Source organism: Paenibacillus agilis, assembly GCF_007786455.1.
Classification (GTDB): Bacteria; Bacillota; Bacilli; order Paenibacillales; family Paenibacillaceae; genus Paenibacillus_B; species Paenibacillus_B agilis.
This window is the reverse complement of the sequence record NZ_VNJK01000003.1, coordinates 209,053-222,579: the sequence shown is the minus strand read 5'-3', so window position 1 is coordinate 222,579 and position 13,527 is coordinate 209,053. Positions and strand designations below refer to the sequence as shown.

Annotated in this window: 15 protein-coding genes and 1 pseudogene; 7 read left to right on the top strand and 9 right to left on the bottom strand. The window is 44.4% G+C overall.

Annotated elements, in window-relative coordinates:
• Positions 1-83: 83 nt before the first annotated feature.
• Together FPZ44_RS19980 and FPZ44_RS19975 are read right to left on the bottom strand one after the other, a co-directional pair.
• Positions 84-1,859 (bottom strand): acyl-CoA dehydrogenase family protein, encoded by a 1,776-nt coding sequence (locus FPZ44_RS19980; RefSeq protein ID WP_144993185.1) that lies wholly within the window; start codon positions 1,857-1,859, stop codon positions 84-86.
• Positions 1,860-1,914: 55 nt separating this feature from the next.
• Positions 1,915-2,079, bottom strand: a pseudogene (locus FPZ44_RS19975) (acetyl-CoA C-acyltransferase); the annotation flags it as partial.
• A 175-nt stretch (positions 2,080-2,254) separates the two neighbouring features.
• Between FPZ44_RS19975 and FPZ44_RS19970 the strand changes: the two are divergent.
• The 3 genes from FPZ44_RS19970 (at position 2,255) to FPZ44_RS19960 (ending at position 5,052) form a co-directional block, all read left to right on the top strand.
• Entirely contained in the window at positions 2,255-3,019 is a 765-nt protein-coding gene (locus tag FPZ44_RS19970) for an electron transfer flavoprotein subunit beta/FixA family protein (protein ID WP_144993182.1), read from the top strand.
• Positions 3,020-3,040: 21 nt separating this feature from the next.
• Entirely contained in the window at positions 3,041-4,036 is a 996-nt protein-coding gene (locus tag FPZ44_RS19965; protein ID WP_144993179.1) for an electron transfer flavoprotein subunit alpha/FixB family protein, read from the top strand.
• A gap of 545 nt (positions 4,037-4,581) precedes the next feature.
• Positions 4,582-5,052, top strand: a complete 471-nt coding sequence (locus FPZ44_RS19960) for a hypothetical protein (protein ID WP_144993176.1) — start codon at positions 4,582-4,584, stop codon at positions 5,050-5,052.
• Positions 5,053-5,062: 10 nt separating this feature from the next.
• Here the strand turns inward: FPZ44_RS19960 and FPZ44_RS19955 are convergent, their stop codons facing one another.
• Positions 5,063-5,449, bottom strand: a complete 387-nt coding sequence (locus tag FPZ44_RS19955) for a winged helix-turn-helix transcriptional regulator (protein WP_144993174.1) — start codon at positions 5,447-5,449, stop codon at positions 5,063-5,065.
• A gap of 145 nt (positions 5,450-5,594) precedes the next feature.
• Between FPZ44_RS19955 and FPZ44_RS19950 the strand changes: the two genes are divergently transcribed.
• Positions 5,595-6,113 (top strand): DJ-1/PfpI family protein, encoded by a 519-nt coding sequence (locus tag FPZ44_RS19950; protein ID WP_144993171.1) that lies wholly within the window; start codon positions 5,595-5,597, stop codon positions 6,111-6,113.
• 293 nt (positions 6,114-6,406) lie between these two features.
• Complete coding sequence (locus tag FPZ44_RS26545) at positions 6,407-6,562, top strand: hypothetical protein (RefSeq protein WP_186786157.1); 156 nt, start codon at positions 6,407-6,409, stop codon at positions 6,560-6,562.
• 197 nt (positions 6,563-6,759) lie between these two features.
• On the opposite strand, the gene FPZ44_RS19945 is transcribed toward FPZ44_RS26545, so the two are convergent.
• The 5 genes from FPZ44_RS19945 to FPZ44_RS19925 form a co-directional block, all read right to left on the bottom strand.
• Complete coding sequence (locus FPZ44_RS19945) at positions 6,760-7,035, bottom strand: helix-turn-helix domain-containing protein (protein WP_144993168.1); 276 nt, start codon at positions 7,033-7,035, stop codon at positions 6,760-6,762.
• Positions 7,013-7,201 carry a YvrJ family protein gene (locus FPZ44_RS19940; protein ID WP_261378439.1) on the bottom strand — a complete coding sequence of 63 codons (189 nt, stop codon included), beginning with the start codon at positions 7,199-7,201 and terminating at the stop codon, positions 7,013-7,015. The genes FPZ44_RS19945 and FPZ44_RS19940 overlap by 23 nt, the downstream gene beginning before the upstream one ends.
• A gap of 1 nt (position 7,202) precedes the next feature.
• Positions 7,203-7,805 (bottom strand): sigma-70 family RNA polymerase sigma factor, encoded by a 603-nt coding sequence (locus FPZ44_RS19935; RefSeq protein ID WP_144993166.1) that lies wholly within the window; start codon positions 7,803-7,805, stop codon positions 7,203-7,205.
• 211 nt (positions 7,806-8,016) lie between these two features.
• The gene (locus FPZ44_RS19930; RefSeq protein ID WP_144993163.1) at positions 8,017-8,520 is read right to left on the bottom strand and encodes a hypothetical protein; all 504 of its coding nucleotides are present in this window, start codon (positions 8,518-8,520) and stop codon (positions 8,017-8,019) included.
• 146 nt (positions 8,521-8,666) lie between these two features.
• Positions 8,667-9,713: a hypothetical protein gene (locus FPZ44_RS19925; protein ID WP_144993160.1), complete on the bottom strand. Its 1,047-nt coding sequence runs from the start codon at positions 9,711-9,713 to the stop codon at positions 8,667-8,669.
• A 238-nt stretch (positions 9,714-9,951) separates the two neighbouring features.
• On the opposite strand from FPZ44_RS19925, the gene FPZ44_RS19920 reads away from it, so the two are divergent.
• Positions 9,952-10,980, top strand: coding sequence for a complement C1q domain-containing protein (locus FPZ44_RS19920; protein ID WP_144993157.1), 1,029 nt, complete (start codon positions 9,952-9,954; stop codon positions 10,978-10,980).
• Positions 10,981-11,108: 128 nt separating this feature from the next.
• On the opposite strand, the gene FPZ44_RS19915 is transcribed toward FPZ44_RS19920, so the two are convergent.
• Positions 11,109-12,455, bottom strand: a complete 1,347-nt coding sequence (locus FPZ44_RS19915) for an SPFH domain-containing protein (protein ID WP_144993154.1) — start codon at positions 12,453-12,455, stop codon at positions 11,109-11,111.
• 190 nt (positions 12,456-12,645) lie between these two features.
• On the opposite strand from FPZ44_RS19915, the gene FPZ44_RS19910 reads away from it, so the two are divergent.
• On the top strand, positions 12,646-13,488 hold the full coding sequence (locus FPZ44_RS19910) for a hypothetical protein (protein ID WP_144993152.1): 843 nt from the start codon (positions 12,646-12,648) through the stop codon (positions 13,486-13,488).
• Positions 13,489-13,527: the final 39 nt, after the last annotated feature.

Below are 13,527 nucleotides of genomic sequence, written 5' to 3'. Positions count from 1 at the left end.
AAAGTCCAGTCTAAGTGCCTGAAGTTGATTAGATGAAGTAAAGCATGTAAATGCAGTCATCTCCTCTAGTGGTTCAACTGCTCTTAAATAATATAGCCCTCCGCTTGAATGACGCGCGCCGCAATCTCCCGCTTCAAGCCAACGGCGTTGATCGGTGTCCGGCGTACGAGCTTCTTCAATATCGATAAATGCGTACGCAGTGTATCTCCGCTCTCCATGGCAGCTGCCGTTTCTTTGGCAATATGCTCGATCTTAGCAAATGCCTCATGAATAAACACTTCGGTCATCTGAATCGCGGCCTTCGCCTTCTCTTCCCCTACCTTACCGATCCGCTTGCGGGTACGAAGCAGCGTGCTCTCGATGGCATAAATTTGGATCATCAAATCTGCCAAATAACTAAGCACCTCTTGTTCTTTCTCCAGGGAAGTCCCGTATTTCTGTACGGCCAATCCTCCAACTGTTAAGAACACTTTTTTCGCAGCTGCTACCAAATGCGCTTCTTGTTCCAACGTTCCCTCAAAGGTTTGCCCAGGCATAAGCGAGATTAGCTCTCCTTGCAGCTCTTGGACTTTCGCGATTAGCGGCAGCTCACCTTTCATCGCGCGCTTCAGCAGCGTGCCAGGGATAAGCAGCCTATTGATCTCATTTGTTCCTTCGAAAATACGATTAATCCGCGAATCGCGATAAATACGCTCAATTTTATATTCCTGCACATAACCGTAGCCGCCGTGAATTTGTACCCCTTCATCTGCCACAAAATCAAGCGCTTCCGTGACAAATACTTTGTTGATCGAGCATTCGAGCGCATATTCCGCGATTGCTTTCGCAGCCTGTGTACCAGAGTCAGCATCTTGATCATTGACGTCCTTTAAGCGTTCATCGATAAGACCTGATGTGCGGTATACCATACTTTCCGATACATACGTCTGAATATTCATATCTGCCAGCTTGCCAGCGACAAGTGGGAATGAAGAAATCGCACGTCCAAACTGTTTACGCTCATTGGCATATTGAGAACTTAAAGCAATTGCTTCTTTTTGAGCACCAAGACAACCTGCTGCCAGCTTAAAGCGACCGATATTTAAAATATTAAAAGCAATTAGATGGCCGCGCCCAATCTCACCTAACACATGATCAACCGGAACCTTCACATCCTCAAAGTACAGCGGACGTGTCGAGGAACCCTTAATCCCCATCTTCTTCTCCTCAGGACCTACCGCAAAGCCTTCCATATCCCGCTCCACGATAAAGGCTGTAAAGTCTTTACCGTCCACCTTGGCATACACGATGAAAATATCTGCAAAGCCCGCATTCGTAATATAAATTTTCGAGCCGTTAAGAATGTAGTGCTGGCCATCCTCAGACAACTTCGCTGTCGTCTTCGCCCCTAACGCATCCGACCCTGACGCAGGTTCGGTGAGGCAATAAGCTGCAATCTTTTCACCTGTCGCTAAGTCGGGCAAGTACTTTTGCTTCTGTTCAGGTGTGCCGAAAAATACAATTGGCAGCGTACCTATTCCAACATGTGCCCCAATCGATAAAGCGAAGGAGGAAGCTGGTGATAACGTTTCGCTAATGATTGTGGAGCTGACCTTATCAAGTCCAAGTCCGCCGTACAATTCAGGAATATCCGCACTAAGCAAGCCTACCTCCCCTGCCTTGCGCATCAGCTTCACCGTCAGTGCATAATCCTGCTTCTCTAGTTCTTCATCATGCGGAATAACTTCTGTCGCTACATAGTCTCTTGTCGTATCCTGTATCATCCGCTGCTCAGCCGTAAAATCCTCCGGTGTTACGATCGCGTCTGCTCCCACATCCTCAATGACAAAGCTGCCTCCTACAATTTTCGTCTTCGTCATATCCCAACGCCCCTTCCACGCACAAAATAGCCAACTGATAAAATATCATCAAACCTTACCGTTCAGCGCCAAACACCTCAAACACGCCCGCAGCCCCCATACCGCCGCCTATGCACATCGATACGACACCATAACCACCGCCACGACGGCGCAGCTCATGGATCAATGTCGCTGTCAGCTTCGTTCCTGTGCAGCCAAGCGGATGTCCTAGTGCAATCGCTCAGTATGATTGATATATATTTTAAGCAAAAGAAGGATATTCTCCCCTCTCTGTTCCGTACACACAAAGAAATAGGATCTGAGGTTAAGCCATATATATAACGAAGGACGCGTGTGTTAGTGAAATTGCTTACTATGATTAACGAATGTGAGCCATGAAAGGAGTGGTATCTGCGATGAACATTATCGTGTTGGCGAAACAGACTTTCGATACCGAAGAGAAGATTGTTATCGAGCAGGGATCGATCTCGGAAGATGGCGTTAAGTTCGTGCTCAACCCCTATGATGAATATGCGGTAGAACAAGCTATTCAGCTTCGTGACGAGCACGGTGGGAAAGTAACGGTCATTGCAATAGGCCCTGAACGAGCTACTGAAGCACTTCGCACCGCATTGGCAATGGGTGCAGATGAAGCCGTTCTTATTAGCGATGAAGGAGCCGCGCTTGATGAGCACGCTGTCGCACAAATTCTTCATGCGTACGTGAGCCAGCAAATATTCGACCTTATTCTTGGCGGCAATTTCTCCGTCGATAACGGAAGTGGGCAGGTTGCGATTCGACTCGCCAAGTTATTAAGCATCCCTCATGTAGGTTCAATTACGAAGCTTGTCATCCAAGGCGGGCAAGCTGAAATTGAGCGTGACGCAGAAGGCGATACCGAGCAGCTTACAGCGGCATTGCCTGCTCTATTTACCGCTCAACAAGGGCTGAACGAGCCTCGCTATCCGTCATTACAAGGCATCATGAAAGCAAAGCGTAAGCCTTTGCAGCAGCTATCGCTTTCGGACTTCGACTCAATCCACAGCCAGCCGCTCACCGCACGTGTTTCGGTGTCCACTCCTCCGCCACGTCAGGCAGGTAAGCGTTTATCAGGTGCTCCAGCGGAGCAAGTCCAGCAGCTTATTGGACTGCTGCAAACGGAAGCCAAGCTATTCACTTAACGTTAAGGAGGCGTTGAAAGCATGACTACTGTATATCTCGCGATAGCTGAAGTAAAAGGAGGTGCCTTGCGGCAAGTATCCTTCGAGGTCATTACTGCTGCACGGCAAGCTTCAGGGGAAGGCTCAACGGTTGCCTCTGTCTTAATCGGAAGCGATGTATCCCGCTTCGCCAACGAGCTCGCCGCTTATGGAGCAGATCATGTATATGTCGTCGAGCACAACGACCTAACACACTATAACGCCGAAGCTTACGATGCTTCGCTGCAAGCGGTCATTCAAGCTGCCCAGCCAAAGGCAATCTTTTTCGGCCACACCTCCATCGGCAAAGACCTTGCTCCGCTATCCGCGGCTTCGCTGCAAGCTGGCCAAATCTCTGACATCATCGCTTTGGAAACCGATGCTGCAAGTGGCAGCATCCTCTACACTCGTCCCATTTACGCTGGCAAAGCATTCGAGCAGCGGACGTTCACCTCTGCCCAGTCCGTCGTCACCGTCCGACCGAACAATTTCCCGCTCCCGTCTTATGAGACAGGACGCACCGCACCTGTAGTAAACATCGCCTACCCCGCCTCAACACTGCGCACTTTCATTCGAGATGTCGTCACACAAGCAGCAGGACGAGTCGATCTGAGCGAAGCGAAGATCGTCATCTCGGGTGGGCGCGGCGTCAAAAGCGCAGCAGGCTTCAAGCCAATCGAAGAGTTGGCCGAAGTGCTGAACGGCGCAGTCGGCGCATCTCGCGGTGCCTGCGACGCGGGCTATTGCGACTATGCACTGCAGATCGGCCAGACGGGCAAGGTCGTCACGCCCGAGCTATACATCGCCTGTGGCATTAGCGGCGCGATTCAGCATGTCGCAGGCATGAGCCAATCACGGGTTATTATTGCAATCAATAAAGACCCAGATGCTCCTATCTTTCAAATTGCCGATTATGGCATCGTAGGTGATTTATTTGAAGTCGTGCCATTACTAACAGCCCAATTCAAACAGCAGCTTAAATCCGGTTCTGTTGATTAGATTAGCTGTGTATTAAAATGTTCAATTGGCAGCAGCTCTATCTCTATCGGCATGGTCGATTGCGTGACGCTAACGGTTGCCATAGAGGCTATTCGGCTTATATTTGCTTATTTTTAAATACAACGGGTATCATTGAGCTTATTTATCTAATAAATCAATGTTCTTCCCTATCATTACTGAAACAAGCTCTCTCGTAACCGTTAAAATTCTATTGTGTACAATTTCGTAAACATAACGTCAATAGCGTTCGTTAGAGGAAGCAATTGAAAAGCATAGTTAGAAGTTAAGTCCGATTCAATGTGCGCGAGTTGAGCCATCACTGAGGCTATCGAGTTGTTATTTCTAAAAAAATGAACGTATACTTCGAAGTCGTAACTTCAATCCATACACAAAAAAGCCTAGCCCGGCAGTAAGTCAGGTTAGGCTCTTCTCCATGAAATTCATGTGCCACTCAAAAGGAAACATCTTATACAAAGTTCACGTATATTGATTGCCACTAAATTGTATATTCATCCATTCATACATGCATTCGGGAGGTTTTTGACATGAAGCGATCAGATTTATTTTACATATGGGCTGCCGTTACCGGTTACTTAACAGGGATAATCGTTTATATAGCTTCTCTTTGGGCTTTATACGGGGAAACATTTAATGAGATTAACAAGCTAATAACGTGGACTGCACCTGCCTTTTTCACAGTCGGACTTCTTCTATACTCCATTGCAGTAGCTGTTCTTCGTTCCCTAAATAGATATTCCTTTTGGCTGCAGACTCTACTCTTTGTCATCCTAGGATTCATCCCCGTTATGTTAGTTCCCATAATGATGGGATTCCTTGCTTTCACTACGATATGGTTTGTATTTTCTCCAGAAGGAATGCTATTTATGTTGGCTTATACTAGCATTGCCCTAGTATGCTCTTATGGATTTTGGGTGGCACACAAAAGACTAAGTAAGAAGCCGTTTACGATCTTCTCTATTGTCATCCTAGCCTTATTTATTTACGCAACCATTTGAGAGAGCTAGCTTATTCACGTTCAGGACTTCCGATTTCTCGCTTAATCTCGATCATCCGCTTCTTGCCCCAGTCATACATCATTTCAACGATAGGCAAAATGGTCATGCCCAGCTCTGTCATCGAGTACTCGACTTTCGGTGGAGATTCAGGATAAACCTCCCGATGAACGATCCCGTCTTCCATCAGTTCACGCAGTTGGTTCGTTAATATTTTGTGCGAGATTTTAGGGAACAACTTCTGCAAATCACTAAAGCGATGAGGCCCCTCTACACCTAGGTGCCATAAAATAACGACTTTCCATTTGCCGCTCAAAATGGATAACGTCAGTTCTTTTTCACAGTTAAAATCACCGTTCCATATTTTCTGTTTAATTTCTTCTCGTAATGTATCTGACATCGATGCTCGTTAACTCCTTGTCCTACGCAAAAGTAACCTTCAGGTAACTTCCGCACAAAATAGTGCATTCTTCACAGTTTAGAAAATCAGCGTTAAAGTGTAAGTAATCTTACAACGATTCATTCACAACTAGGAGGAATTACACATGAATAAAAAAGTATTGTTTATTATACCACCCGAGCGTTTTAATGAAGATGAATGTTTTCATCCGCAAGAAGTATTGGAGCAAGCAGGCGTTGAAGTGACGATTGCAAGCACGGTAGTTGGTGAAATTACAGGCGACTATGAAGGAAAAGTGAACTCGGAAGCGATCTTCTCTGATACTGCCGCTAACCAATATGACGCTGTGGCTGTAATCGGCGGTTCTGGCACGATCGATCACCTTTGGGGCAACGAAGCACTTATCAGCTATTTGAAAGAAGCCCATGAGCAGCAAGTACTCGTAGCAGGCATTTGCGCTGGCTCTGTATCCGTTGTGGAAACAGGCTTGCTTGCTGGACGAGCAGCTACTTGCTATCCCGTCGATGTGATGATCAACGCATTGAAAAATAACAATGTCGACTATGTCTCTGAGCATGTCGTTGCTCACAACGATATTATTACTAGCGATGGTCCAGACGGTGCTAAAGCATTCGGACACAGCTTGGTTGAGGCATTGCGTTAATTTTATTCTAAGCATAGCTATAAATATAGCAACAAGAGATGTCTCAAGCGCCATTGAAATGGGCTTAGGGGCATCTCTCTTCATTTAGCAGCATTAAACACGCTCCTTAAAATCTTGCTCGAAACTCAATCATCCATCCATGTACCTGCAACCTAATATACAAACTAACGTCTTATTAAGAGTCAAAGCAATAAATCAAGTTCATGCTTGCTTTGCGAAACTTTACATCCATAGAACATCATTATCTACATCCATCACGTTTTATAAATTTAAATATGAGGGAAATGATGATTATGTTGAAAAAAGGTCCGGCTGCCATTCTAATTGCTATCGTTCTAATTGTCGGCTCCTACTATGTGTACGAAACCTATTTTCATTACGCATTGACCAAAGAGGGGTTCCCAATACCGAACAAAGCATCGGAGTTGTCTATGTGTATCAAAAAATAGATGGCACCAAATTAATTGTTCATCCCTACATCGATGAAATATCATTTGGCCTGTATCCTACGCAAAAGAACTCACACGCCGAAGCACAATAAAGAAGCCTCGGGGCCCCCTAAGGCTTCTACACATGCAGCATTCGAATCACCCTCGTTCAACTCCTATTCAAAACAAGCAGGACGGCTGATCAACCATCCTGAACATTAACCCTTTTTATTTGTATCAAGTATATGTGCTGTACGTAATTTGCAAAACGAGGTGAAATCGAGCGTGGTGGTCAGATCGTAGGCCATAATTTTTTTAATGACGATCTCATTGATGCTCTGAGCAAGATCATCCTGCCTATCATACTTGGTCTTACAGCGAACAGAATTAATAACAGGTGTGAACAGGCTAATAATGGACATCAGCGCATCCTTATCACCGCGATGTGCAAGTTCTACTAAATCGAACAATTCATCGGTCACGTTTTGAATCATCCTCCCTTTTCGCAGAGACTACGTCTGTTAAGTTTTTGATCGTTTCTGTGAGAATATCCAACTTCTTCTCAAACCGCAGCAGCAAATATCCCGTCAACACGATTGGAAATCCTACCTGGCTTATGGCCGACAATAAATCGGAAGGAAACATCGACTGATTATCCATCTTACATCACCTCCTTCATTGATATGGATGCTCGCATTTTCTTAAGGGCAGCATTGCGAGATTTGCCGACGGCTTGAGGCGAAACTCCCAGCATCTTGGCAATCTCATTGTCTCGATAAGACATGCCGTAACCTAGCGTAATGACTACCTTCTGATGTGGAGTGAGCTGGGAATAAGCAGATTCTAATGTCTCGTTCGAAATATCATCTATGAATTGCTCTGGGTCTGAAATCAAAGAATTGGTCGTTTGCTCAACTTGTGAGCAGAGCAATTCACCTAGTGTAGCCGTGGACTGATCGTCCATCGTAGGTTGGTCAAAAATGAGCGGATGACGTGTATCATTTCGTTGGTTGAATCGGAATTGATCAATCGCACAGAACTTAATCGTGGAAACCAAATATTTAACGAATCGAATGCGGAAGAAATGCTTGCGGAAGTTGTCCTCCAATTGCCGTTTGCTAACACAATCTCCTTCCAGTGTAAGTAACAACAGCTCAACATTACGTCCATGAGAGAAGAATTCTTGTATAACGCGGTCATCAAAAAGGACATTATTCTTTCTTTTAAAAGCGGTAAATCGATTCATCTGATCTTCATTTAGCATTCACACACCTCCTTAGTCTTCTTCAATAGTAAAGTGAGAAGCATGGCGGTAAAAACAACCTAAATGAGAACATTTGTTCTATTTTATGAGCAAAAAAAAGGACCCAATCGGATCAATTTGCTCTTCACTTACTCTATTATTATACCATAAAACCTCCTAAATCGCACCATTTTCTTCATTCTTTTTTCCTTTTAGTAAGAGAAAAAATACTTTAATCGATGTCTGTCACCTTCCATTGCCCCTCTTTGGTTTTCTCTAGAAAATACGTAGCATTGCGACTAAATAATGCTTCCTCTACACCTTCTGCGATCGTATTTCCACTGTACTTCACCGTTACATGAGCCTTAGTAGGATTCACAAACTGAACGATCTCAAAGCTGTCGAAACGGTATTGTACCTCTGGATCAAATAAATAATGATACGTTTCAGCTTTCTTTGGATCAACAAAATTAGCATCGAATTTTTCCTTATCGCGGTCAACAAGAGCTTGAAGCGTAATAACAAGTCCATTGGCTATGCTTTGCTTCTCTTTGTCATCTTTATAATCATCAGGTTGAATAAGAACAGCCGGTGTAAAATTAGGATCAAATTGAGCCTTTTTATTTTCCGGTTGGCTTGCCGCATTGTCTTTAATTTTGTCTTGGGGAGAATTTGCAGAGCAACCCACTAGAAGCAAGCCTACTACTGCTGCAATAAACAAAGCGAAAAATCTCATTTTTAATAGAATACCTCCTCGGCTAGGTAACTTTTATACGCATTTCATTTGTAAATGTTTGAGATCCCCCGAAAGCTTCATAGAACATTGAAAAAAAAGCAAACAGAGGGCTTTCGCCCTCTGTCGCATCAGCATATCTGGTTCTATTAAATCGTTCGAGCACCAACCACAAATGGAGTCGTCGAAATGGCTGGTATAACTAAGAAGAACGATACCGTTTCTGTAGCGCCTGGTGCGAGATTGGCCGTCTCAATCATATCTACATAACTGCCACCGCCAACCCAGTTGTGATAGACCGAAGTACCCGCCATATTTACAAACGGGAAGGCATAGAATCCAGTCGTCCGCCCCATAAATATTCGGAATTTTCGTGCTGTTGAAGTCGTGTTTTGAATTTTCATCGTAACGGACATTTGCTGTCCGTAACCACCATCCAATAGACCCGTTACATTTTGATTCTGCCCCGGAATTGTTGGTGCAGGATCAGTGACCAATGGAATATCATCGGTACCGAAAATACCTGGATAAGCGGTAGAACCGCAAATTCGGTAAGCTACACCGTTTGTCGTAGTCGGAGCAAGCGTATCAAAATTAATCGTATTATAATAAGTCGGAGCTTTACCGCGTCTCATCTCTGTACCTTTGTTTTTCGCAAAGGCAGTAGCTCCCCCTGAATTCGTATTCCATGCTAGGTCGTAAAATATGGCGGAGGCTGCTACTCCAGTGCTGTTATTCGTAACATTCGTACGCGCAACGAGACCAAAGTTATTCCCAGCAGGAATCGTCGCTTGGAATATCGTTCCCCATGCCAGAGGATTAATGACAACAGAGGTCGCACCTGCGCCAGAAAAATAATCTTTCCAAGCACTTGAATCAGGATTGCCTGCATGATTCGTTCTGCCGTTATTGCTAGAGGTAACTTTAATCGCAAAGTTATTGGGATTGTAGATAGTTAAGCCGTGCTTAATAGCAATGCCTGTCTTGTTGTGATGCCATAAATACACGAGTCCAGCGCCTGTAACCGTATCTCGACTCAACCACTTGCCAGCATCGGCCAAGTCAATCGAATCTACTGCTTCAGGATTGTCAGAGTAAAATACATAGCCTCCGCCTTTCACCACCGTACTATTGCCCTTCGATGCCCAACTCGGTGTTCTCGCTGTTTTCGTTGCATCATTCAGTAGAACTGCCATACAAGATCCCTCCCTTTAGTTGCACCGTCATCTCGGTGCTTACTATATAAGTGATCTAGCAGACCGAATTAACAACCCTAATAAGAAAAATATACGATAAGACTCAAACGTTATACCACGTTGCAGTGTACCTCATTATGAATATAGTAAATATGCATGTAACTATATCAGAATACTATTACGAGAATAATATATAACGATTAGAGAGTTTCCCTTACATGGGTGAAAGGAGCTCAACATGTCACAGTCTAATATTCCGAATATTACACCGGTTATATCAGTTACACGTGATGATGCGATCACATTGCTGTTATCATCTATCGCACTAGAAGAGCTAGGGTTAAGCCATATATTGAATGCCGAGGGTGAGAAGCTGCAATATGTGCTGGGAACTTTACCAGGCGTTACTTCTCCGCCAGCCACAATTAGCGACGTACTAACGATAAACGAGAGCGTACGCGATACAATCCGGGAACTGACCAAGAAGGAGTATTTGTTGGACAGTAAGCTTAGCAGCATTTTAAATACGCCCATTTCTATTGGTCCTACAGGACCTGCTGGACCTACCGGTCCATCTGGAGGGCCACCGGGTCCTACTGGGGTCACGGGAGCTACAGGTGTGACAGGACCTTCAGGGGCAACAGGGGTGGATGGAGCAGTGGGAGCTACAGGTGCCACGGGACCTACCGGACCAACTGGAGCGACAGGTCCTTCAGGGGCTACCGGAATAGGTATTACTGGCCCAACTGGAATAACAGGCGCGACAGGAACTACAGGAGTTACAGGGGTCACTGGGGTTACAGGACCAACTGCGCCAGCAGGTCCAGTATTGTCCAGTTATATTGAGCTACAGCGAGTTTCTCTTGGTACACAGGCTATTGCAGGAGGTACAGCGGTCGTATTTGATGCTGTTACTGATAATCAGGGCACGGCATTCACCTTTAATGGAACAGACACCATCACTGTCATTGAACCTGGTCTTTATTACGTAGACTGGTCTGTGAACTTAATAAGTGGCAGTCCAACCAGTGTATTTGTAATGGTGCAAAATGGAGTGGAAATTTCCGCATTCGGAAATGCTTCCACTACTGGAGGAAACTTTGCGGGAGGGGCACTAATTAACATTACTGTAGGACTTCTTCCCTTCACCATTCAATTGCGAAACATTTCTGGTGGATCCCGAACCATTGTCACTACAGCTGGAACTTCACTTGGTGCCGCCGCTAATATGCGAATTATTAAATTTGCGGATGGTCCTTCCATTTAAAAGCAATACAATTGTGGATATGAGTTTCATCCAATTGAATCAACACCTCACACTTTCTATGGAATCATTACTCTATTTAAAAAAGTGCGCAAAGACTGCTGCTCCAGCCCTTGCGCACCACTTATATGTTATAACCGATCCTCTTCATTAAATGGATCTCCGCATTCCTGACAAAACTTTAAATTCGCCCCACTTGGAGGCATAAAACCACACTTATCGCATTTAATTATGGCCAGACCTTCCGGACGCTTCGATCCACATTCCGTACAAAACTTGCCTGTATTGTCCTGACCACAACTACATTTCCATTCCGCAGACATGGCTGTAGGCTTGGCTTGACCGCATTCTGTACAAAAACGACCGCTGTTCGGTTGCCCACATCCACAATTCCAATGCTCCGCATTTGTTGCTGCGTTAGAGTAAGCATGGACGGTATCGGACATGCCCTTGCCATTTCTCGTCACTTGATTCTCAGCATGAAATTGCTCGCGATTCGTATCCGAGAATGTCCTCGCAACCTCACCTGCTCCCTGCATCCCCATGCCGAGTCCTACAAAGCCGTTCATCGCTCCGCTCGCATTCGATCCCGCTGCCTCTAATCCACGAGCTGCCGCTCCCTGAACGTAACCTTCTCGTATCATCGAATCTTTAAGCATAGCTCCTTTGTTTCTCAAATTAATGAGCGCTTGAGACTCTTCATTATAAGAGATGCTTTCGATTCCAACAGATTGGATTTGAATGCCCCGTCTACGGTTCCAATCATCAGCTAATACAGTCGACATGTGATTGGAAAGTTCCAGCCCCTTGGAGGCTACATGAGAAATACGTACGTTATCAGCAGACAATCGATTAATAGCCGACTGAAGCGCAGTCATGAACTCTGCTGAATATTGCTGATGAATATCAAAAATATCGACTTGGTCACTATTTCTCGGAATTGCTTCTGCAAAGAAGGTAAATGGATCAACAATTTTGACCGAATACGATCCATAAGCACGCAAGAACAATTCTGCGTTATAAAATTCATCAAAGTAATTAATCGGATTACGAGTACCGAATTTGATTCCTCGAATCTCTTGCAAGTTAATATAATATACTTTCTGAGCGCGCGAAGGGACGCCACCATACTTAATTCGACTAAATGTCTCTACTAAAGTTTCTGCGAACTCACCGTTAAATAATGATGGCATCGCTGCTTGATCCACCGTATAGTATCCCGGCTCAGCAGAGTAATCGATAACTCTGCCTCCATCGACTAGCAGCATCATCTGATTCGGATACACATGAATAACCGAGCCGTTAGACACCGTCTGGTCTGTCCCTTGCCTATTTCCATTGCGAGCATCTTTCGCCCGTACTTTGACACCAGTTGTCATCACGGTCGTATTCCCCATGTTGTAAGGCTCTATGACTTCCTGCCACTGATCCGCTAATCCGCCTTTAACTGCATGTACCGCCGCTTTTATAATTCCCATATATATGCCTCCGTCGGTATGTAGTAATACTTTCATATTAAAGTAACGATTAACAATATTCAATTGAGAATAGGACAAAACTCCCATTACCTACTCCCCAACAAATATAGAAAATAGTATAATGAAAATAGTGATAACAAATGTAGGATTTAACAATATGGAACGAAACATCATTAAAGGAGAACTCGTTATGAACGTCTCATATGCTAGCGGTAAACCTTCTATTAGCAATGGTATCGTTATCTTTTTCTTAATTATCTTTTTCCCAGTAGGGCTACTTCTTTTGGCTTTGCGAGCAATTAAACACCGAAACTATACCTATCAAAAAGCGTCCGATCTCAATATTGTGGCAGGTATCTTTTTCTTTATTTTCGCTTTATTATCTATAGTATATTTTTCCGATAACTCTTTAGGATCATTTCCCGATTTCGCTACGTATATGATTCTGGTTATTCTCTTTTTCCTGCCTGGCTTTTCCTTTTATAAGGCGTCCAAACGAACTAAGAAAGAACTCAATACTCGCTTCCATCTATATCATGTATATATTCATGAACAAGGGATAACCTCCATCCCACACTTAGCACAGAACGTAAGTATGAACGTGCCACGTGTAACGAATGAGTTGGAGAGAATGAGTTATTTAGGTATGCTGCCCGATCTACAGATTGACTCTCTCACTTCTCAAGTCATTGCTTTGCGAGAGCCAGAACAAAAGCAAGAGCAAAAGTACGAACATCAAGACTCGGTATCCGAACCAAATGGAGAAGAGGAACTACATGAACAGTTTGAAGAAATATTCGAACAAGCATTTGGGCAAGGGCCTAACAGCTCTATTAACATTTCAGAAGGAAATATTTCGATTAACGTAAACTACGGTTCAGGTCAACCAACGAGCAATACCAAACCGAAGTCTGCACGAAAGAGCAATAAACCGAAAACGATAGCATGCGCAAGCTGTGGCGCACCAGCTACCCTGAAACCGGGTGAAAGTAAATCATGCGAGTATTGTCGTACACCGCTTTCTTACTCTTAGTTAATTATTGAAACTATGCTAGTGAACGATACATATGTA